The sequence below is a fragment of the Vibrio variabilis genome, assembly GCF_003263785.1.
In the GTDB taxonomy this organism is placed as follows: Bacteria; Pseudomonadota; Gammaproteobacteria; order Enterobacterales; family Vibrionaceae; genus Vibrio; species Vibrio variabilis.
On the sequence record NZ_JYJK01000087.1, the window covers coordinates 218,543 to 236,879 of the forward strand.

Sequence of the window (18,337 nt, forward strand, 5' to 3'; positions counted from 1 at the left end):
ATATAAGATAGTATCTAACATGAGTAAAGTGATGCCACCTTACTTAGCCTTCCTAGCTGCACTATTACCTTCAACGAGCAACGCCATTGAGTTGACAGATAAAACAAAAATGGAAGTTTCAGGGAAAGTAGTTGGTGCGGTTATTGCTGATAGCGATGTTTCAGGTATCGGTTCAAATAACTTGGCAAATGTCCTTTACGGAAAAAATGAAGAGCCAAGTATTGCCATTGATACGACACTGACAAAAATTAACTTCGGTACCCAGACTGAACTTGATAGCGATGAATCGTTGAACTCGTTTATTTCTGTCGACTTCAACAACTCTAACAATAATAAGATGGATCTTCGTTTGCGTGAAGCTTATGTCAATTGGCGTATGGGAAACAGTTCGCTGTTGGTCGGTCAAACTTGGTCAACATTAATGGACATTAATCGACTGCCTGACTCGGTGTTGGAGCCAACAATTAGCGGTGTCGTGTTTACTCGTCAGCCGATGGTGCGATGGTCGCAGAATTTTGGTTCTTTCCGTTATGACATTGCGCTAGAAAGTGGTTCTAACCGAGTTCAAGTTGAAGATCCTGATGTGAGTATTGATAACTCTTCAACCTATCCGGATTTGGTCATAGGTTTGCAGACAAACACTGATGGATATTGGTTTCGTGCAGCTGGTGTCGTCAATCGCGTTACAACGACCGACTTGGGACAAGGCGAGACGCTCTCAGATACGGGTTGGGCAGCACACCTATCCGGTGGTATTAAGCTGAGTGATAAAGACCACTTTCAAATGGCGTATTTCAATAGTCGAGGGAACGATCGTTACGTTTTAGGAATTGGTCAAACCGGTCCTATCTATGATGAACAAAATGGTCAATTTCATATCCGAGATTCTCAGTCTTTATGGACGGCAATCGGACATTCATGGACGGATACTTTGAAATCCACTTTCGGTTATGGTCGCTGGCAAGCGGATCCATACGATGGCCAAGGTGACACATTCACGTCTACGGAAATGGGGCTTGCGAACCTAAAGTGGACAGCAAGAGAGAACCTTGTTCTCGGATTGGAATATAACTATACAACCTATGAACGTTCTTATTCAGAAAGTCGCGATAATCATCGTTTGATATTTGCGATGGAATATGATTTTTAACGAGACAATTTTTTAATTTAATTCTAATTTGGTAATTACAATGAAAGATCTTAAAAAGAAATCTTTAGCTGCAACAATAGCTATTAATAGTGCGTTATCAATGTCTGGTGTCGCATTTGCAAATCAAGAACTCAACACCCAGGGACCAACTTTAGCGAATAGTAGTGAGTTGAGTACCTCTATTTCTATCGATGAGATGAAAGAGATTAGTCGTTTCTTTAATCAGCCAGAGAATAAGGTGAAAATACAGTTTCCTTCTGACAAAACAGAGTTTGCATGGGTAAATATGTCTAAGTTCTACCCAAGTGTACAAGTACCTCGTAGTGGTCAGGTTTCGACGTTACCTTATGCGATTAACAAAGATATTAGCGACATTAAGTATCTTAATAATCGTGATGGTAAAGAAATCACTGTCGACCAACACTTTGAAACCAAACCTATTGATGCCATGGTAGTAGTGCAGGATGGAAACATTGTGTTTGAACGCTACAAAACAATGCGTCCTGAGGACAAACACTTGTGGATGTCTGTCTCTAAAGTAACCGGTTCAACGGTTATGGCACTGCTTGAACAAGAAGGCAAAGTTGACGTTAAGAAACCAGTGAGTCACTACCTAGAAGAGCTAGAAGGATCGGTTTGGGATACGGTGAAAGTCGAAGAAGCGTTGGACATGGCCACAGGACTGAACGGCACCGAACATGACGAGCCAAATCCTGATGCTAGAACTAACCCAGATCAAATCTGGTATCGCTGGGCTGCGACTCAAGAGGTAGGTCTTGTCGCAGATGTTCGCGAGCGTAATGAAAGTTGGGACGCTGTACTTCGTGCCATGGAAAGAACGAAACCGGGTCACCAAAAATTTGAATACAACTCAATTAATACCTTTGTTGTAAATCGCATTGTTGAGCGTGTAACAGGTCAACCTCTCTATCAAGTATTTGCCGAGCGCATTTGGAGTAAATTGGGCATGGAGCATGATGCTTACTACCTAACGAGTCCATCTGGAAACACACTTGGTTTTATGGGCGTGAACTCAACACTTCGAGATCTTGCAAGATTTGGCATGGTCTTTACACCGAGCGCAGATCAGCTCGCGGGTGAAGCTATATTATCAAAAAACATCATGAACACGCTCCATGACCGTGAATACATCAATCAGTACCCAGATGGTTTTATTGGCGAGAAGTTTACCACCTCTTTTGCTGATGATGCTGGAAAAATTAGCAATCGCTATCAGTGGGATGCAGTGACTTCCGAAGGTGATATGTACAAATCGGGCGTAGGTGGTCAAGGACTGTATGTTTCGCCTTCGACAAATACAGTAGTGGCTTGGTTCTCTACCGGTGATGGTCAAGACCAAGAAGAGTCTATGGCAAGAGCCATTGTTCAATCTATCAATTAAAAGCCTACGCAGATTCAAAAGAACGGGTTTTGATGCCTGCGTGTAAATACGGAAAAGTTATGAAATTGATGGTTTGGATATTCTTAATGGCTTTAGCACTGTTAGGTTGGATGCTCATTGAAGGGAGACATCAAGAGCATGAGATTGCACCCAAAGAGATGCATCACCAAAATGCGGTATCGACGTTGCTAAAGTGAAGCTCTGAAACTGCCAGTTATTGGTTTGGCGACAGTTCTTAAATGATTTGACGGCGTGTAGATTTCTCTACACGTCGTTTTTTTAGTTCTAGCGGCTAGAAATGTATCTATGCAAATCATGCACAAGTGTTGTTCTCATCCGCTAGTTTTTCCCAACTCCCATCTCTCTATAATGCCTCTCATCCGCTGACATGACTCGGCTAAGCGGTCTAAACAGTTTTTGAAAGAGAGTGTCGTTATGACGAACAAATATAAAAATGCGGTGCTTGATGACCAAGCATTGATTGAAGGTCTCAAATCTATCAACCCGGTATGGGGTGACATGACCGTTCGTGTTGCTGGTGAAGGTTGGGGAATGCCATTAATCGACCAAAAAACCAAAGCGCTAATCAGTATTGCTATCGATCAAATGGCGCTAAACGTCACTGGGGAAGGTAACCCATTTGGAGCGCATGTAGATATGGCATTGAAGCAGGGTGCAACTTATGAAGAACTTGAAGAGTTGATTATCTTTGCATCGGCTTACACCGGCTTTAATAAAGGCGCGACCACCATGGGTGCACTTAATAAACTTCGTCATGAAAGAGGTGATATTTAATGGCTATTCCAGGACTTAGAAAACCGGATCATATTGGCTTCACTGTGCCGAACTTAGAGCAAGCTATCGTTTTCTTTGAGCAGCACTTTGACTTCGAGCTAGCGTACCAGTTTGGCCCTTTTGCGTCTGACGACAACTGGATGGCTGAGCATCTAAATGTGGATCCTCGCGCGGAGATCACCAAGATTGCGGTGATGAGCGCTAAAGGCATTAACCTAGAGATTTTTGAATACTCAGACTCGATCGCTCGCTGCAAAACGTCGCCAAACAACGCGGATATTGGTGGGCACCATCTAGCTTTTTATGTGGAAGATATGGATGCAGCAGTTCAATACCTAAGAGAACAAGGTATCGAAGTCCTCGGAGAGCCAAGTGTGATGACCGACGGACCAACCGCTGGCGAGTCGTGGGTCTACTTTATGGCTCCGTGGGGCATGCAACTTGAGTTGGTTTCTTACCCAAAGGGTAAAGCATACCAAAGTGACAGTGCAGTCGTGTTGTTTGACCCACGATGAATTTTATCTTTATCGCACTGATTGTGCTGGCTGGTATGGGGCTTTCTTTCGAGGCGGGTCTCTTAGGGCCGCTTGGAGAGGAAGTGGGGCACTTATGGGCAACACTGAGCATTTTGGGTGGGGACGGCATTGCTTTGGTTGATTCGTTTCTTTACACCGAGTGGGAAATTTACCGATTGGAATTCCATTCCAAAGTGGCAGCTTGTCGGAGGCTACTAGGGCCGATTTATGTGGTAGTGCTGACACTCGCGACGCCATTGCTTGGTGTTGCGATGACCATGATTTGTGTCTTACTTGGGCAAATCACCAAGAGCTTCGCCATTGACTATTTTGGATGGTTTGGAGTGAAAAAGCAGGCGACGAATCTGCTACGACTAGTGGCACTAGTGTTGGTCGGTTTAGCACTTTGTTTTGTTTATTTGGGAGCACAATGATGTTTGCGATCGTAATACTCGCTATTGCTTCTGGCATGGCACTGAGCGCTCAAGCTGCGATTAATGGTCAGCTTGGCGCTAAGGTGGGGGTCATTGAAAGTTCACTGCTGACGTTTGCGATGGGCACGGTGATCACGGGTCTATTGATCTTTTTCTTTGAACCAAGCTATGACGTGACTCTGTTATCTGTGCCTAAGTGGCAACTTACTGGTGCACTGTCTGGCATCGTTTACATGGTCGTGATGGTGGCCGCTGTACCTCGAGTAGGTGTGGCGATGGCAAGCATTTCAACCATCTTAGGCCAGATGATTATGAGCTTAGTCATTGATACTCAGGGCTGGCTCGGCAACGCACAAATAGAACTAAACTACTGGCGCTTGGCTGCCATGTTGTGTATCGCGGGCGCATTGGTGTGTATCTATTTTGCCAATCGACAAAAAACACCCATTATTGAAAATGAACTGAAACAGGAACTCTCGAATGTCAGCTAAAACGTTAATTGTATTTTTCAACCTTAAACATGACGCAGATGAAAACGCGTATTTAGACTGGGCTAAGGAAGCCGATCTTCCGACAGTAAATCGACTAAACAGTGTATCGTCATTTAACGTATACAAAGGGCTGAACATGTTTGGGACGCAAAACGCTTCACCATGGGATTACTTTGAGGTAATTGAAGTGAGCTCAGAAGAGGCATTCTTAGAAGATGTCCAAACAGGGGAAATGCAAGCGATTGTCGAGCAGTTCAACTCGTTCGCTAAAGATGCTCAGTTTATTGTTACTGAGAACATTATTGGTGCTGTGAATTCATAATCGCCAAGAGTACAAAAAAGAGAGGACAAGCTTACAGAGAGCTTGTCCTTTTTCATTTTTAAGGGTTACGCTTAGGGACTAAACATAGGAGAGTTTTAGTGAATTACGATGTCACCTTGTTGGAAATCAAACTGTTTTTGATGACTACTCAGCTCGGCAATTTCTCAGCCGTCGCCCGCGCTCATGATATGACGCCGTCGTCTGTGTCTAGGAAAATGGCACAACTTGAAGAAAAGGTCGGCAGTAAACTTCTCCATCGCCATACTCGTTCCATTTCTCTGACCGATGAAGGTGTGGCTTTTAGTAAATACTGTGGGGAAATGATCCACCAGTACGAACGTGTCGTCGAGCAAATAGAACAAAGAGCCGATACGCCCCGAGGAACCATAAGAATAAGTGCGCCAGTCGCTTTTGGTCGCCTTCATATCGCCCCATACCTTTCAGAACTGCTCGAACGGCATCCTCTACTCAAAGTCGAAATTCATCAAACGGATGCTTTCATTGACCCGGCGGCAGAAGCGATTGACCTTCTTATCAGAATTGGGGTTCCGCAAGATTCCTCACTAAGGATGAAGCGATTTGCTGACCAACGTTATGTAATGGCAGCAAGCCCAAATTATATAAAATCTATGGGCTCACCTCAGACACCAAACGATCTAAAACAGCACAACTGTTTAGTGTTTCGCGGCACATCGGGTTTGCAGCGTTGGTTCGTTGGTACTGACAAGCTTGAGCCTTTTGAGGTTTCGGGAGCGGTACACAGTAACAATGCTGAGACTTTAGTGTCGGCGGCGATAGGCGGTAGTGGAATTGTTGTTTTTCCATCTTGGCTGATAGGTGAGCACCTCAAGGATGGCAGCTTGGTAGCTATTATGGAAGATTACAAAGTATCCACCAGTGCCGAGCCTCAAGTGATTAGCGCGCTTTATCTAGATACTGATAATCTAGCTGCAAAGGTGCGCGTTGTTATCGATTTCTTGGAAGAAAAATTTATCGATAACAATGCTCAAGGGTTATGCTATTGGGATGCACGTTAGTTAGCTCCAATTAGCTGCTAGTACATTGCTCGTTATCGAGATTGGACTCTAAAACACATTCTTAATTTCTATGACCACAGATACAAAAACGTTTAAACTCTGAGGGGTACGCTAGTATGGCATCGCCGAACTAACAACGACAAATAGAGCAGGGAGCCAGATTTGTTTGCCGTCATCTTTAAAGCTACTGTTCGAACTACACCGTTGAAGTCGTTGAGGTAAAAAGGAGTTACTCAAATGAACGTGTCGTATCGTGAAATGCAGGTCGCGGACTATGATGCTGTGATGGCATTGTGGAATGAAACAGAGCATATGCTAATCCGTGAAGCCGACAGCGAGAAAATGTGACGGCTTATCTCGACAAGAACCCAAACATGAGTTTCGTTGCGACGGTTCATGGCAAAGTTGTTGGGGCAGTTCTTGCTGGTACAGATGGTCGTCGGGGCTATCTTCAACATCTCGCGGTTGATGAAGAATATCGAGGTCAACGGATTGGAAAAACATTGGTTGAGAAAGTGACCGCCGCGTTTGCACATATTGGTATCAGCAAGACCCACTTATTTGTTAATACAGAGAACGAGCAAGCGCAAAAGTTCTATCAATCCATGGGATGGGAAGTGCGCCAAGAAGTAAAAATGTACTCTTTTAACTCATCCGCTAATCTGGATATCTAGCTTTCTTAGAGCGCAGGGTTAAGAGGTTAGGACGCGAGCGCAGAGTGTTAATATTGCTCTCTGCGCTGCATTCACATTAGTTTTTGAGAAAACGATTGTAGACAAACAGCAAAACAAACGCCCCTAGAGTGGCAGTAATAATACTACCGATATTGACACCACTCGCGCCGCCGAAGCCTAAAAACCCGCCGATAAACCCACCAACAAATGCGCCAGCAATGCCCAGGCACATCGTCGCAATCCAGCCACCACCGTCGTTGCCTGGCATTAACCATTTGGCGAGTGCGCCAGCAATAAGCCCAAGAATAATCCACGAGAGAATACCCATAGTTAACTCCTTCGAAGTGAGAATCTTCTTAAGCATAGTCGATATGCGTCTATTGCTTAGCCCTTAATGCCGGCTGAAGGTGATCATCTAAGCAATCTCACATTAGAGACCATTGGTAACTCGCGATAGTGTTCTATGATTAGGGAACAAATAAAAAAACTTAGCACCATCAAGGAGTTTTGAATGCGTGTTTCCTTTTCCTCGGTATTTTCTGCCTTGCCTGTGCATCGCAGATGGTCAGCCATTTTTCTATCGTTATTTTTGGTTTGTTTTAGTGGAACTCTCTTTGCAGAGAGTGAATCTGCGCAAACTGCATCTCCCGCGGCAACGAAAGCTGAAGCCGCTCTAAAGCGTGTCAACGGCGAAATTCGCGATTTATCTGAGCAATTGAAAGTCACAACTGGCGATCAAAAAGATGCCATTCAGTTTCGCTTGTTTAATAAGAACAATGAGCTTCGTGAAGTCATTGGTAGTGCGATTGATGCAGGCTCACTTCCCAAAGAGATGCTGATTGAGCAAGTGAGAGTCCAACAGCAATACACCATTGGGGCAAAAGAATATCTTGAAAAGAAAATCGACGCTGTCTCGGAGGAGTTCAACGGAGCGAAAGAAGAGAACAAGCTTTCGATTTTGAACTCCTACAGTGAGCTTCAAGACTATTTGAATTCAGCCTACGATGCTAGTTGGCAAAACTTGGAGTGGCTCGACAAACTCGATGTGCGAGACGAAGAGGCGGAGACCGAGTTTAAGCTGTTAATAGGCAATAAATTACGCCTTACCTCGGCGTCGATTGAATATTTTGGTCAACAATCCACGGCGATCAGCGCGCAAATAGCTTCCGCACCAGAAGCGGACAAAGCGGGTTTGCAAACCAGCCAACTCATTTTGAAGCAGCGTTTGAGTATTGAGACCAAAAGTCTACGAAACCTTATCGTACTAGGTGATGAAGTTGGGATAGACACGTCAGAATATAAGCGCCAAGTCTTTTCTATCACGGGGAACATTACTCAGGACATTCTCGATGGAAAAGTGATGCTGTCACTCATTAGCCATTGGTGGAGTCAGGCGGTAGATTGGCTTGCAGACAACGCGCCGCAACAGTTATTCCAAGTGTTGATTTTCCTATTAATCCTGTTTGTCACTCGCGCTATCGTTAGGCTGGTGAGGAAAGTGGTTTCCAAAGCGGTGATCAACAAAAACCTCAAGCTGTCCCACCTTATGCAGAACTTCTTTGTATCGATGTCAGGCAACATTGTCTGGGTGATCGGTATTATGGTTGGCTTGTCTCAAATTGGGTTAAACCTAGCGCCCATCCTAACCGGTTTCGGTATTGCGGGTGTGATCATTGGTTTCGCATTGCAAGATACACTGTCTAACTTTGCAGCTGGGATGATGCTACTTATCTATCGCCCATTTGATGTCGGTGACTTTGTATTTGCAGGTGGTGTCGATGGCAAGGTAAGCCACATGAGCCTAGTGAATACCACGATTCGAACATTTGATAACCAAATTATCATCGTGCCAAACAGCAAGATTTGGGGCGACGTGATCAAGAACGTGACCCACGAGCGCACACGACGAGTGGATATGGTTTTTGGTATTGGTTATGGGGATGACTTACTCAAAGCAGAAGCGGTGTTGACAGAGATTGTTAATGCTCACCCCGCAGTACTTAAGTCTCCAGAACCAAACATAAAGGTACATACTCTTAATACATCGTCTGTAGACTTTATCGTAAGACCTTGGGTTAAAACAGATGATTATTGGGATGTGTATTGGGACATTACTAAGGAAGTTAAGCTTCGTTTTGATAAAGAAGGTATTTCAATCCCATTCCCACAGCAAGATGTGCATTTGCATATGGTTAAAGATAGTTAACTAATTGATAAATAGTATCTAGTTTTCTTCGTTACACAGTGAACTGCGATTGTATTCACGAAACTTCTAACCCAAGAGAGCGGCTAAAGTGCGACCATGATGGTTGAATTTTTAGTCTATCTCTTGGGCTATATTATTGAATGAGCGATTTTTTATGAGCTGGTATCCGGTTGATATTGAAATTCGCACCTTACTTCAGTTGATGCCTCGGAGACTCATAATTGAATCTGGAGGTTATTTTGAATAAGACACTACGTCACGTGTTTGGTGGATTGTTTGGTGCTGTTCTAATAGGTTTAGCAGGGGCAGCAACGGCTCAGCCCGCCCTTTCTTGGGAGTTTTCTACAGCGCCATATAAGAAGCCGGACTTTCAACGTTATTGCCAGCAGCAGTATGGTTGGGATGCAGTAGCAAGAAAACAGGGAGAACACGTATACAATTGGCAGTGTACGCAAGGGGCTAATAACTACCCAATGAACATTGTTGCTGCTTGTAGTGACCAGTTTGGTAGTGACCATAGCCCAGTGATAGTGGGGGCGAGTGCAGAGGATTGGCGTTGTACCAATTGGCAGCAGGCCAACAACAAAGTTGTACCGGTTATTATTGTTTCGGCTAACTATTTTTACAATATAACTGCCAGTGATAGCGCAATAGAAGTCGTCGCTGGGGTAGTGGAAAAAGTCAAAGCTCATTACAAATCGCAAATGAACACAGGTAAAACATTCAGTCTTGTAGAGCCAATCATTGCTCTTTCATTGAAATCGAATCAGGCTTGGCATGATTCATCCTGTCTTACATCCCCTGTTGAACACCGAAACCTTGAATGCTCGTCTGTCTTACCAGTGACGGCCGATCGTGGTCGTCTATTCTGGGACGCAGTGAATGAAGTGAAAGCACAGTTTGCGAATAAAAGTGAGCTGACTAATGTTGTGGCTCCTATCTTTATCTTTACAGGAAACGAAGGTGAAGCATTTGGTCTAGGAGCAGCTGCATTGGAATGGGAAGGTGTTAAATACAATGTTCAACCACCAAGTGTTGCCGTGTGCGATAACAATGACACACAGTGTGGTCTGTATGCCGTAGGACATGAAATCGGTCACAATTTTGGATTAAAGCATACATGTGATGTTCAACCGCAGCTCGAAACTTGCCACAGTTCGCTCATGCAATCTGGGCAGCTTTTAATGCCGTTTGAACAGGCAACCTTAAACGAGTCGGCTTTCTTTAGTTGGTGATAAAGCGTTTTATACTTCAAGCATGAAGAAGGTTTGCTCGGGTAGAGCGCCATAGGACAATAAATTCCTTTGATATAGTGTGGTTTTTAATGTATTGAATTAATTGAATTTTCAATAGAACGGAATCATTTTATGTTAGGTAAGCATCAGGAGCCCTATGGCGCTTTTTATCGCTCCACTCACGACAACGAACATCTCGATACCAAGACGGAGCTTTTGGTGGGTTTATCCGCCGCAATGGCCATGAACTGTTTGCCTTGTACTCGTTACTATTTGCACGAGGCAAAGAAAGCAGGAATTACAAAAGGTGAGATTTCGGATGTCACGGCGAAAGTGATGGCTGTCGCAGCGGGTCAGAAGAAGTTGCAAATGCAAGAGGTTCTGACGAAATACAACATTTCGTTAGATGATTATGACTAACGCTCTCAACGGATTGTAGGTTGAGTTTTAGAGCGCCAATGGAGTTGATGATGTTCCCAATAGAAGTCTTTATCGCTTATACCACCGCTTGTCTTTTGCTGGTGCTATCACCCGGACCCGATAACCTGCTTGCTGTCGGAAGAGGGCTTAGCCAAGGCAAGCTCGCGGCTTTGGTGTCTGGCCTTGCTTCTGGTTGTGGGATCTTGTTTCATGTGATGTCGGCAACATTTGGGCTGACATTACTGATTCAAACGTCTGAGTTGGTCTTTTACGCTGTGAAACTGATTGGTGCAACGTACCTGATTTGGTTAGGAATAAAGGTGCTTTGGTCGCGAAGTTTATTCACTCTAGAGCCTGCCAAGCCAACGCCGTTAAAATCCATTTTCTCGACGGGCTTCCTATCAGCAGCACTCAATCCTAAGCCCGGCTTATTTGTGCTCGCGTTTGTGCCTCAGTTTGTTAACCCAGAACTAGGGTCGGTGACTTGGCAGATGATTGTCTATGGTTGTTGGTTTGCTTTACTTACTGCGGTCGGCTTTGCTTTGATGGGCGTGTTTGCATCACGTTGGTAACTTGGCTAAAGAATAAGCCGAAGCTGGTTTCCGGCCTTAATATTGGCGCTGGCCTTACTTTTCTTGGTTCAGGGTTTGCCATCGTACTGATGCGTCAGAGATAGTGCTAGGTGGTACTGCGCCCAGATCTTGGTTACTATCTAATGAATTCATTGCGTTAAAGTAAATTCATTAATAGGGACTTGGTATGATACGTCATATATTGCTCATCCAATTCAAACCCACGGCAAAAGAAGCTGACATCCTGGCACTCATGTCATTATTTGAAGCAATACCATCCAAAGTCGACGGTGTAGAAGCGGTAGAGTGGGGCATCAACGATAGCCCTGAAGGAAAAAATAAACAGTATACTCACTCTGTGTTGATGACTTTTCGCGATGAACAAGGCCGTCAAAACTACCTACCGCACCCCGAGCATGACGCGCTCAAAGCCGTGTTTCGACCACTACTCGAAGACATCATTGTCTTTGACTACTCTCTTTAAACTATCATGTTACATATTTCAAATACCGTTACGATTGCCGATTGGGAGATTGAGCTTACTGCCATCCGCTCAATGGGCGCCGGTGGTCAAAAGGTTAATAAAACCAGCTCAGCGATACACCTGCGCTTTGATATTAAACGTTCTACATTGCCTGACTTCTACAAAGAAAGACTCCTGTCGTTAACCGATTCGAGAATTACAAAAGAAGGCGTCATCATTATAAAGGCTCAACAGTTTAGAACTCAGGAGCAGAATCGTGAAGATGCTCTCGAGCGGCTCAAGCAAATAATACTTTCCGCGACAGTCGTTCAAAAAGCGCGTAGAGCGACCAAGCCGACAAGAGCCTCCCAAAAGCGACGTGTCGATAACAAAAAACGTAAGAGCCAAACAAAATCGCTTCGAGGAAGAGTTCAGTAAACTCAATCCGGAGGCTCTCTGTGTCCCTGGCTAAGTGCATTTACGATTTTCAACGATTATATGCTGACATGGTTTTGAGATCTAAACCTCACAAAGCATAGTAAAGGCTGTTAATTTTCAAAGAGATATGGATTTCATGGCAGGGGAACGTATATTGGTAGCTTGAAGCGAGTAACCGAAGGAAAGAGAGTTGGATATTGTTAAGGACGATTTGCAAGGCCATCAAATTAAGGCCTTACTTCAAGAGCACTTAGATGATATGTATGCCACGTCACCGGCGGAAAGCGTGCACGCTCTCGATATTGAGGCTCTGCGTCAATCTAACATAGAGTTTTGGACGGCCTGGAATGAGCAAGAGTTGTTAGGATGTATTGCGTTGAAAGCTTTGGACAGTAAGCACGCAGAAATCAAGTCAATGCGCACTGCTCATAACGCGAGAGGCAAAGGGGTGGCGAAAAGGCTTCTCAATCACCTTGTAAGTCAGGCATCTGAGCGCGGGTTTTCTCGTTTAAGCTTAGAGACGGGGACAGAAGACTACTTTACAGCCGCTCGCACACTCTACTCCGGCCATGGTTTTGTTGAATGCGATCCTTTTGCTGATTATGTACTCGATTCTAACAGTGTGTTCATGACCAGACAGCTTTAGGAGGCACCATGTTCAACCTAATTCGTCTTGTCGTCATTACCAATATTGTTGCTGCGTTATCGGTCTTTGGGCTAGGTTTGTTCATCCCGTTTTTTAAAGTCACCAACTTGATGGATGGCGCGTTTTTTAATGCCGCATCAATATGGTGTGTCACAGCTCTGGTTTGGGATGGTGGAAAAATAAGCCGCACTTACGATGTAGACCTAGTGACGCAAAAAGTGAAGGGCATGGTCGCTGAGCATGATTTGCAGGGCGAAAAGCACCAGCACTATCGTCAAAATTACAGCTTTGGTCTATCGCTTTTTATAGCGGGTGGGATACCTATGTTAGTGGCGATTGCCCTGTCGGTCTTTTCGTAGCTCAAATTGCTTACAGGAAAAAAGCCAGTGATGCCTGCGCACCACTGGTGACGCATGTTTACCCTAATCCATTTCACTTCCATGGCGCTCACGCCACTCTTGCCACATGCGCGCTTTAAACTCTAAGAATCCCATATCGCTATTTGGCGTAAACTGCTCGATGGTGCAATTCTCTTGGTCAAGGTAATCGAAATACTCGTAATGCTGTGTGTTGCCTCTGCTGTACTGGTAGCATTGAATAGTAATGCAAGCATTGCCATCACTCGCGTTGTTTTCAAGTTGGTGAATTTGATTTAGACCCGGTGATAACCAGGTGACTTCGCCTTGTTTAAACACTTGAGTGGCAAATGGCGTCGGATTGTCGTGAAATTTAGACAGCATTGCGAATAATTTCACTGTGATTTCACCAGCCAGCACCCTGATGATGGCATTAGCATCACCGTGGTTGTGAATGGGAGAGCGATGTTCGCTCGGCCATATCTCCATAACGTAAGGGATACCCGGCGATTCACCTTGATTCACTCCCATAGTGATCCGCAAATAGCTTTCTTTCGGGTCATCCCCAAATTCGTCTTTTTTGGCTTTGAGCGTTTGATAACACCAGCCATTGACGTCATTGATGCTTTCGTTGATGGCCTGCTCAAACTGCGGGAAGGCTTGAGTATTGAGGGTAAATTGCTTTCCTGAGATGTTGGCGTAGAGCTGCTGACAGGCGGGGGTTAAGTTCTCCGCAACGGTTTTGTGGTGAAAGGCGATGTCATCCATACTGATATCGTCAGTTTTGGCGACAAAAAGCGGAGGGTCGATCGTCACGGGATCAACGAGAACCTTATCGGTAAGGCGGTTATCTGAAGCGAGAATATCGATGTTATTGACTTCTTTAAGCCAGCTTTCGGCTTCGCTATCGATATCATTGGCTCGAAGATATTGTTCATCTTGTTTAAGCCCGTATTCCAACATGACGGTATTACCGCGTATCTCACCTTTACCATAGCGAACGACGGCGTTGTTACCATCGATACTGAGCCAATATTGACAATGTGGATCGCGATCGATGCCATGATGATTCGCAGCTAGTATTACCCAATCTCCAGAACCATCTAACCCTTGTATCGTTGTCGAAATACTGGTTACCGAGAGCTTCATTGCTCGCTTTCCTTCACCAAAGCAAAACTCCAAGAAGTTGAGTTCGCAATCAGTACTCGCCGCCACAGCGACTACGCCTTGCCCCCTGACAATGAGTTCCTTTTCTAGCTTTTTGGTGTGGCTAAAATCGGTACTATTGGCTAAGGGTGAAGTCGTTGGTTTTGTCTTGTCTGTCATATCTTGCTCCGCTTATGGTTCGTGCTTGGTTGCATATAATGCTAGGACAAGATTTGTTAATGTCTCGTTAAAATTCTAGACTTAATAAAAAGCAAGGGGATGTGAATATGGAAGCGATCAAAGAATGGCGGGTAAACTGCCCATATTGTGGTGAGGCCTTTGAGACCGTCATCGATTGCACATCGGACAATCAGGAGTACATTGAAGACTGCTATGTCTGCTGTCGTCCCATTTTGTTTGAAGTTACCCTAGAAAGTGAAGATGTGTATGTGACCGTGCGACACGAGAACGAGGTTTAAATTGAAATTCAACTAATTACGCGTTAAAACATCAGATTGTTATATGGATGTAACTCGGAGTTGGTTTGGATATTGGGGTCTTTTTTACCGGTTTTTCGTTAGGTTTGTCGTTAATTCTGGCGATTGGAGCGCAAAATGCGTTTGTCCTCAAGCAAGGATTAAAACGCCACTATGTTTTTGCAGTTTGCGCGGTCTGCGCGGTTTCTGATGCTTTACTTATTAGTGCCGGTGTTAGTGGCTTTGGAGCAGTGATTGAAGCGTACCCTTCGGTCGAAGTGGTTTCTCGTTATGCAGGCGCGGCATTTCTTTTTATCTACAGCTTTCAGAGTTTTCGCTCGGCAATTTCAAGCAACCATCAACTGGATCCCGAAGGGGATAGCAACGCCAGTCTGATGAAAACAGTGCTTATTTGTTTAGCACTAACATGGCTCAATCCTCATGTTTATCTAGATACCGTTGTCCTTCTCGGTTCTATCTCAACGCAATATACCCCTCAGCAATTCTCGTTTGGCCTTGGTGCGGTAACCGCCTCATTCGTGTTTTTCTTTTCGCTTGGCTATGGCGCCAGATACTCACGCCGATTTTCCATAAGCCCATTTCATGGAAGATTTTGGAGGGGCTGGTGGGCTTTATCATGCTGGCGATAGCGGTGTCTTTGGTTTTAGGTTAGGAGACAAGGATTTGGTGATGCAAAGTAATACGCTCAGCTGTCATTGTGGAAATGTGCAGCTTTCCTTTGACCGTTGGCCTGAGTCGGTCACTTGCTGTAATTGTTCGATTTGTCGGCGCTATGCGGCGCTCTGGGGCTACTTTCAACCCAAAGATGTGACGGTTGAAATAACGAAAGAGACAGTCGCTTATCGCTGGGGGATGGCTGTATCGAATTCCATCACTGCGCTGTGTGTGGTTGCGTGACTCACTATGAGTCTGCCGATAGCTCATCGACTCCGAGAACGGCTATCAATCTTCGAATGGCGGATGGCCTTAAGTCTTCCCAGGTTAAATATTTCGATGGTGCTGAGTCATGGTGTTTTCTAGATGAAAGTGAGGTGCGTAAGGTATGAATCAAGAAAGGTTGAGTTTTCAAGATATCACGCTGCGAGTCGCCAGTGAGCAAGACTTTGAGCCGCTCTATCAACTCATGACAGAGGATGAAGCCTGGACGGAGTTAAATGGCCCTTATTTTGGTTATCAGCGTCCAACGCGCGAGCAGTTTCGAGAGAGAAACTTTACCAAGCTTAAGTTAGGTAATGAAGCGCTTGTTATTGAATATCATCAAAGAGTCGTCGGGACGGTAAGTTGTTACTGGGAAGACCAAACGACCCGTTGGCTTGAGGTTGGAGTACTGGTTTATGACTCGCGACTATGGGGTTGTGGTATTGGCATGAAAGCGTTAATCCCTTGGGTGAGTTATCTGTTCAATACTCTAGACATAGAGCGGGTAGGGTTAACCACCTGGAGCGGTAATCCGCGAATGATGAAGTGTGCGCTAAAACTTGGCATGACTCAGGAAGCGCGCTTGCGTAAAGTTCGTTACTATCAAGGGCACTATTACGACAGCGTTAAGTATGGTGTGCTACGAGAAGAGTGGCGTGAACTAGAAAAGCTTTGGCGCCAGCGTGATCATATTTATTTGTTCGACTGGGGCGATACACTCATGGTCGATGATCCCACCCAAAGCGGAAAGATGTGCGATTGGCTAAAGGTTCAGCCGGTGGAGGGTGCGGAAGCGCTATTAAGTGGGCTTGCAAAATACTGCCCCATCTATGTCGCAACCAATGCCAAAGATTCTGCAGAACAAGACGTAAAACGAGCCTTTGAAAGAGCACAGCTTGCCGAATACCTATCCGGGTATTTTTGTTTCAGCAATCTTGGTGTTGGAAAAGATGATCAGGACTTTTACCCATGCATTGCCGCTAAGCTCAATACAGATACCAGCCAGCTTGTGATGACTGGAGATCAACTTGAACGAGATATACTGCCGGCAAGACGTGCAGGGCTAAGAACGAACTGGTTTAATCCGAGTGCAACCCCAAATAAAGAAAACGGCTTTGCTCGACTAGAGGATATTCTCTATCGGGAGCAAAGCCGTATGTCGCTGGTTGATCTTGACTAAAAAACGGCCATCACGATGATTGGATGGTGGTGATAAGCTTCTCTGCTTGATCCAAGTACTCACCACCAAACAAATTGCAGTGATTGAGCACATGATACAAATTGTAGATGTGCTTGCGGTACTCGTACATAGGCTCAATCGCCAATATGCTTTCGTATCCGTCGTAAAACTCTTGTCTAAATCCGCCGAAAAGCTCTGTCATTGCCAAGTCGCATTCTCTATCTCCCCAATAGCTCGCAGGGTCGTAGCATATTGGTCCAAAGGCAGTATTAGCCGCATTGCCATACCAAAGGTCGCCATGCAGTAACGACGGCTTAGGGTTGTGCCCGGAAAGCTGATCGTTCACCAGCCCAACAAAGTCATCTATATCCGTAAAGCTGATTTGTTTTTCTTTTAGAAGCTGAAGTTGCCAACCAATACGCTGTTCAGAGAAGAAGCGTGACCACTTTTTGTGCCATTGATTCGGTTGTAGGGTGGTACCAATATAGTTGTCTTGGTCGAACCCAAACTCTTTTTGCTCGCCCCACTTGTGCAGTTTGGCAAGCTCTTCGCCAAGCTGATAACTGGCGGGAGCGGTATCTAAGGGTTTTACTGGGATGTAATTGAGAATGATAAAGGCACACTCTTTGGTTTTACCAATGTGAACCAGTTCAGGTACGTGAACGGTGTTAGTTTCACGTAAAGCAGTGAGGTTGTCGGCTTCGATTTCAAATTTCGCAATAAAGTCTTTGTCATTGATTTTGACGAAGTAACGCTGATCACCATCGCTGATCATGTAACACTGATTAATGTCTCCGCCGCTCATTTTAATGCGCTCAGAGATATTGAACTCAAACATTAGAGTTTCTGAAAGCTGATCTGAAATTGCTTGCCACATAAACGCCTCCCACCTGCCAACACTATGGCTAGTGTAGAACAATATTGCTTACATAACATACTGTCAGCGCACAGAATCATTGACGTGACACCCGAATTTTCCCTTGTGTTCTTACAAACGTGACCTAGGTTTGCTATGGTGAAGATCTTGTCATTATTGTCATTGCTAGGAGAGCAGTCGTGGTTGTAGATACTGATGGCTATCAAGCACTTATTGAACACCTTGCGCTCAATCTAAGTGTGTTTACCTCAGAGTTGGGGGATACAGGAGAAGAGACCATCGAGGACGTATCCACTGATATGGTCGCCTCAAATATTATGGCGGTCTTTGAACAAAACCCAGAGCTTCATGCCAGTGTTCGCTTCAAGCTTCTCAAGGAAGTGGATTTAGTTATTCAAGATCTGGAAGAAGTGTTAGCGGGTGTTTGGAATAAAAAAGCGACCAATGAACAAGTCGCTTTTCTTGAGGAATACATCGCGCTAGTAAAAAATCTATTTGACACTGCGGTGGCAAAATACGATTGATCTCAGCCTTTCTCTCTGTATCGAATTATGGAGAGAAGG

Annotated in this window: 24 protein-coding genes and 2 pseudogenes; 23 read left to right on the plus strand and 3 right to left on the minus strand. The window is 44.8% G+C overall.

Annotated features, from left to right (window positions below):
* The first annotated feature begins 19 nt into the window (after positions 1 to 19).
* The 10 genes and pseudogenes from TZ48_RS16130 to TZ48_RS16170 all read left to right on the plus strand — a co-directional run bounded on the left by TZ48_RS16130 (position 20) and on the right by TZ48_RS16170 (position 6,820).
* Complete coding sequence (locus TZ48_RS16130; protein ID WP_112479907.1) at positions 20 to 1,150, plus strand: DcaP family trimeric outer membrane transporter; 1,131 nt, start codon at positions 20 to 22, stop codon at positions 1,148 to 1,150.
* A 40-nt stretch (positions 1,151 to 1,190) separates the two neighbouring features.
* A complete protein-coding gene (locus TZ48_RS16135) occupies positions 1,191 to 2,552 on the plus strand; it encodes a serine hydrolase domain-containing protein (protein WP_112479908.1) in 1,362 nt (453 codons plus the stop codon).
* A 59-nt stretch (positions 2,553 to 2,611) separates the two neighbouring features.
* Complete coding sequence (locus tag TZ48_RS24460) at positions 2,612 to 2,749, plus strand: hypothetical protein (protein WP_162674624.1); 138 nt, start codon at positions 2,612 to 2,614, stop codon at positions 2,747 to 2,749.
* A 238-nt stretch (positions 2,750 to 2,987) separates the two neighbouring features.
* Positions 2,988 to 3,347, plus strand: coding sequence for a carboxymuconolactone decarboxylase family protein (locus TZ48_RS16140; protein WP_112479909.1), 360 nt, complete (start codon positions 2,988 to 2,990; stop codon positions 3,345 to 3,347).
* Positions 3,347 to 3,862: a VOC family protein gene (locus TZ48_RS16145; RefSeq protein WP_112479910.1), complete on the plus strand. Its 516-nt coding sequence runs from the start codon at positions 3,347 to 3,349 to the stop codon at positions 3,860 to 3,862. The genes TZ48_RS16140 and TZ48_RS16145 overlap by 1 nt, the downstream gene beginning before the upstream one ends.
* On the plus strand, positions 3,859 to 4,296 hold the full coding sequence (locus TZ48_RS16150; RefSeq protein ID WP_112479911.1) for a DMT family transporter: 438 nt from the start codon (positions 3,859 to 3,861) through the stop codon (positions 4,294 to 4,296). Before TZ48_RS16145 ends, TZ48_RS16150 begins: the two co-directional genes overlap by 4 nt.
* Entirely contained in the window at positions 4,293 to 4,787 is a 495-nt protein-coding gene (locus TZ48_RS16155; protein WP_239670924.1) for a DMT family transporter, read from the plus strand. The genes TZ48_RS16150 and TZ48_RS16155 overlap by 4 nt, the downstream gene beginning before the upstream one ends.
* Positions 4,777 to 5,109, plus strand: a complete 333-nt coding sequence (locus tag TZ48_RS16160; protein WP_112479913.1) for a hypothetical protein — start codon at positions 4,777 to 4,779, stop codon at positions 5,107 to 5,109. Before TZ48_RS16155 ends, TZ48_RS16160 begins: the two co-directional genes overlap by 11 nt.
* Positions 5,110 to 5,207: 98 nt before the next feature.
* On the plus strand, positions 5,208 to 6,146 hold the full coding sequence (locus TZ48_RS16165) for a LysR family transcriptional regulator (RefSeq protein ID WP_112479914.1): 939 nt from the start codon (positions 5,208 to 5,210) through the stop codon (positions 6,144 to 6,146).
* 258 nt (positions 6,147 to 6,404) lie between these two features.
* Positions 6,405 to 6,820, plus strand: a pseudogene (locus TZ48_RS16170) (GNAT family N-acetyltransferase).
* Positions 6,821 to 6,896: 76 nt separating this feature from the next.
* Here the strand turns inward: TZ48_RS16170 and TZ48_RS16175 are convergent.
* Positions 6,897 to 7,148 (minus strand): GlsB/YeaQ/YmgE family stress response membrane protein, encoded by a 252-nt coding sequence (locus tag TZ48_RS16175; protein WP_042498660.1) that lies wholly within the window; start codon positions 7,146 to 7,148, stop codon positions 6,897 to 6,899.
* Between the two features lie 183 nt (positions 7,149 to 7,331).
* Between TZ48_RS16175 and TZ48_RS16180 the strand changes: the two genes are divergently transcribed.
* The 8 genes from TZ48_RS16180 to TZ48_RS16215 all read left to right on the plus strand — a co-directional run bounded on the left by TZ48_RS16180 (position 7,332) and on the right by TZ48_RS16215 (position 13,159).
* The gene (locus TZ48_RS16180; protein WP_112479915.1) at positions 7,332 to 9,026 is read left to right on the plus strand and encodes a mechanosensitive ion channel family protein; all 1,695 of its coding nucleotides are present in this window, start codon (positions 7,332 to 7,334) and stop codon (positions 9,024 to 9,026) included.
* A gap of 239 nt (positions 9,027 to 9,265) precedes the next feature.
* On the plus strand, positions 9,266 to 10,261 hold the full coding sequence (locus TZ48_RS16185; RefSeq protein WP_162674625.1) for a M12 family metallo-peptidase: 996 nt from the start codon (positions 9,266 to 9,268) through the stop codon (positions 10,259 to 10,261).
* 132 nt (positions 10,262 to 10,393) lie between these two features.
* The gene (locus TZ48_RS16190) at positions 10,394 to 10,681 is read left to right on the plus strand and encodes a carboxymuconolactone decarboxylase family protein (protein WP_112461736.1); all 288 of its coding nucleotides are present in this window, start codon (positions 10,394 to 10,396) and stop codon (positions 10,679 to 10,681) included.
* Positions 10,682 to 10,719: 38 nt separating this feature from the next.
* Complete coding sequence (locus TZ48_RS16195; RefSeq protein WP_239670925.1) at positions 10,720 to 11,253, plus strand: LysE family translocator; 534 nt, start codon at positions 10,720 to 10,722, stop codon at positions 11,251 to 11,253.
* A 187-nt stretch (positions 11,254 to 11,440) separates the two neighbouring features.
* On the plus strand, positions 11,441 to 11,737 hold the full coding sequence (locus tag TZ48_RS16200) for a Dabb family protein (protein ID WP_112479917.1): 297 nt from the start codon (positions 11,441 to 11,443) through the stop codon (positions 11,735 to 11,737).
* Between the two features lie 6 nt (positions 11,738 to 11,743).
* Positions 11,744 to 12,154 (plus strand): alternative ribosome rescue aminoacyl-tRNA hydrolase ArfB, encoded by a 411-nt coding sequence (gene arfB / locus TZ48_RS16205; RefSeq protein ID WP_112479918.1) that lies wholly within the window; start codon positions 11,744 to 11,746, stop codon positions 12,152 to 12,154.
* 190 nt (positions 12,155 to 12,344) lie between these two features.
* Entirely contained in the window at positions 12,345 to 12,800 is a 456-nt protein-coding gene (locus tag TZ48_RS16210; RefSeq protein WP_112479919.1) for a GNAT family N-acetyltransferase, read from the plus strand.
* A gap of 8 nt (positions 12,801 to 12,808) precedes the next feature.
* The gene (locus tag TZ48_RS16215) at positions 12,809 to 13,159 is read left to right on the plus strand and encodes a hypothetical protein (RefSeq protein ID WP_112479920.1); all 351 of its coding nucleotides are present in this window, start codon (positions 12,809 to 12,811) and stop codon (positions 13,157 to 13,159) included.
* Positions 13,160 to 13,222: 63 nt separating this feature from the next.
* Here TZ48_RS16215 and TZ48_RS16220 read toward each other — a convergent pair whose 3' ends face one another.
* Positions 13,223 to 14,482: a cysteine dioxygenase gene (locus TZ48_RS16220; protein WP_112479921.1), complete on the minus strand. Its 1,260-nt coding sequence runs from the start codon at positions 14,480 to 14,482 to the stop codon at positions 13,223 to 13,225.
* Between the two features lie 107 nt (positions 14,483 to 14,589).
* Between TZ48_RS16220 and TZ48_RS16225 the strand changes: the two genes are divergently transcribed.
* The 4 genes and pseudogenes from TZ48_RS16225 (at position 14,590) to TZ48_RS26160 (ending at position 16,897) form a co-directional block, all read left to right on the plus strand.
* Complete coding sequence (locus TZ48_RS16225; protein ID WP_112479922.1) at positions 14,590 to 14,781, plus strand: CPXCG motif-containing cysteine-rich protein; 192 nt, start codon at positions 14,590 to 14,592, stop codon at positions 14,779 to 14,781.
* A gap of 71 nt (positions 14,782 to 14,852) precedes the next feature.
* Positions 14,853 to 15,451: pseudogene (locus TZ48_RS16230) on the plus strand (LysE/ArgO family amino acid transporter).
* A 17-nt stretch (positions 15,452 to 15,468) separates the two neighbouring features.
* Positions 15,469 to 15,696 carry a GFA family protein gene (locus tag TZ48_RS25320; RefSeq protein WP_239670926.1) on the plus strand — a complete coding sequence of 76 codons (228 nt, stop codon included), beginning with the start codon at positions 15,469 to 15,471 and terminating at the stop codon, positions 15,694 to 15,696.
* 145 nt (positions 15,697 to 15,841) lie between these two features.
* Positions 15,842 to 16,897 (plus strand): GNAT family N-acetyltransferase, encoded by a 1,056-nt coding sequence (locus TZ48_RS26160; RefSeq protein WP_338062281.1) that lies wholly within the window; start codon positions 15,842 to 15,844, stop codon positions 16,895 to 16,897.
* A gap of 10 nt (positions 16,898 to 16,907) precedes the next feature.
* Here TZ48_RS26160 and TZ48_RS16250 read toward each other — a convergent pair whose 3' ends face one another.
* Entirely contained in the window at positions 16,908 to 17,774 is an 867-nt protein-coding gene (locus tag TZ48_RS16250; RefSeq protein ID WP_112479923.1) for a fructosamine kinase family protein, read from the minus strand.
* 179 nt (positions 17,775 to 17,953) lie between these two features.
* Here TZ48_RS16250 and TZ48_RS16255 point away from each other — a divergent pair, with 179 nt between their 5' ends.
* Complete coding sequence (locus tag TZ48_RS16255) at positions 17,954 to 18,298, plus strand: DUF3802 family protein (RefSeq protein WP_042498691.1); 345 nt, start codon at positions 17,954 to 17,956, stop codon at positions 18,296 to 18,298.
* The last annotated feature ends 39 nt before the right edge of the window (positions 18,299 to 18,337 follow it).

What these genes read in the sequence shown, in the direction of transcription:
- TZ48_RS16130 (WP_112479907.1), top strand. Translation starts at nt 20, where the DNA reads ATGAGTAAAGTGATGCCACCTTACTTAGCCTTCCTAGCTGCACTATTA.
- TZ48_RS16135 (WP_112479908.1), top strand. Translation starts at nt 1,191, where the DNA reads ATGAAAGATCTTAAAAAGAAATCTTTAGCTGCAACAATAGCTATTAAT.
- TZ48_RS24460 (WP_162674624.1), top strand. Translation starts at nt 2,612, where the DNA reads ATGAAATTGATGGTTTGGATATTCTTAATGGCTTTAGCACTGTTAGGT.
- TZ48_RS16140 (WP_112479909.1), top strand. Translation starts at nt 2,988, where the DNA reads ATGACGAACAAATATAAAAATGCGGTGCTTGATGACCAAGCATTGATT.
- TZ48_RS16145 (WP_112479910.1), top strand. Translation starts at nt 3,347, where the DNA reads ATGGCTATTCCAGGACTTAGAAAACCGGATCATATTGGCTTCACTGTG.
- TZ48_RS16150 (WP_112479911.1), top strand. Translation starts at nt 3,859, where the DNA reads ATGAATTTTATCTTTATCGCACTGATTGTGCTGGCTGGTATGGGGCTT.
- TZ48_RS16155 (WP_239670924.1), top strand. Translation starts at nt 4,293, where the DNA reads ATGATGTTTGCGATCGTAATACTCGCTATTGCTTCTGGCATGGCACTG.
- TZ48_RS16160 (WP_112479913.1), top strand. Translation starts at nt 4,777, where the DNA reads ATGTCAGCTAAAACGTTAATTGTATTTTTCAACCTTAAACATGACGCA.
- TZ48_RS16175 (WP_042498660.1), bottom strand. Translation starts at nt 7,148, where the DNA reads ATGGGTATTCTCTCGTGGATTATTCTTGGGCTTATTGCTGGCGCACTC.
- TZ48_RS16180 (WP_112479915.1), top strand. Translation starts at nt 7,332, where the DNA reads ATGCGTGTTTCCTTTTCCTCGGTATTTTCTGCCTTGCCTGTGCATCGC.
- TZ48_RS16190 (WP_112461736.1), top strand. Translation starts at nt 10,394, where the DNA reads ATGTTAGGTAAGCATCAGGAGCCCTATGGCGCTTTTTATCGCTCCACT.
- TZ48_RS16195 (WP_239670925.1), top strand. Translation starts at nt 10,720, where the DNA reads ATGGAGTTGATGATGTTCCCAATAGAAGTCTTTATCGCTTATACCACC.
- TZ48_RS16200 (WP_112479917.1), top strand. Translation starts at nt 11,441, where the DNA reads ATGATACGTCATATATTGCTCATCCAATTCAAACCCACGGCAAAAGAA.
- arfB (WP_112479918.1), top strand. Translation starts at nt 11,744, where the DNA reads ATGTTACATATTTCAAATACCGTTACGATTGCCGATTGGGAGATTGAG.
- TZ48_RS16215 (WP_112479920.1), top strand. Translation starts at nt 12,809, where the DNA reads ATGTTCAACCTAATTCGTCTTGTCGTCATTACCAATATTGTTGCTGCG.
- TZ48_RS16220 (WP_112479921.1), bottom strand. Translation starts at nt 14,482, where the DNA reads ATGACAGACAAGACAAAACCAACGACTTCACCCTTAGCCAATAGTACC.
- TZ48_RS16225 (WP_112479922.1), top strand. Translation starts at nt 14,590, where the DNA reads ATGGAAGCGATCAAAGAATGGCGGGTAAACTGCCCATATTGTGGTGAG.
- TZ48_RS25320 (WP_239670926.1), top strand. Translation starts at nt 15,469, where the DNA reads ATGCAAAGTAATACGCTCAGCTGTCATTGTGGAAATGTGCAGCTTTCC.
- TZ48_RS26160 (WP_338062281.1), top strand. Translation starts at nt 15,842, where the DNA reads ATGAATCAAGAAAGGTTGAGTTTTCAAGATATCACGCTGCGAGTCGCC.
- TZ48_RS16250 (WP_112479923.1), bottom strand. Translation starts at nt 17,774, where the DNA reads ATGTGGCAAGCAATTTCAGATCAGCTTTCAGAAACTCTAATGTTTGAG.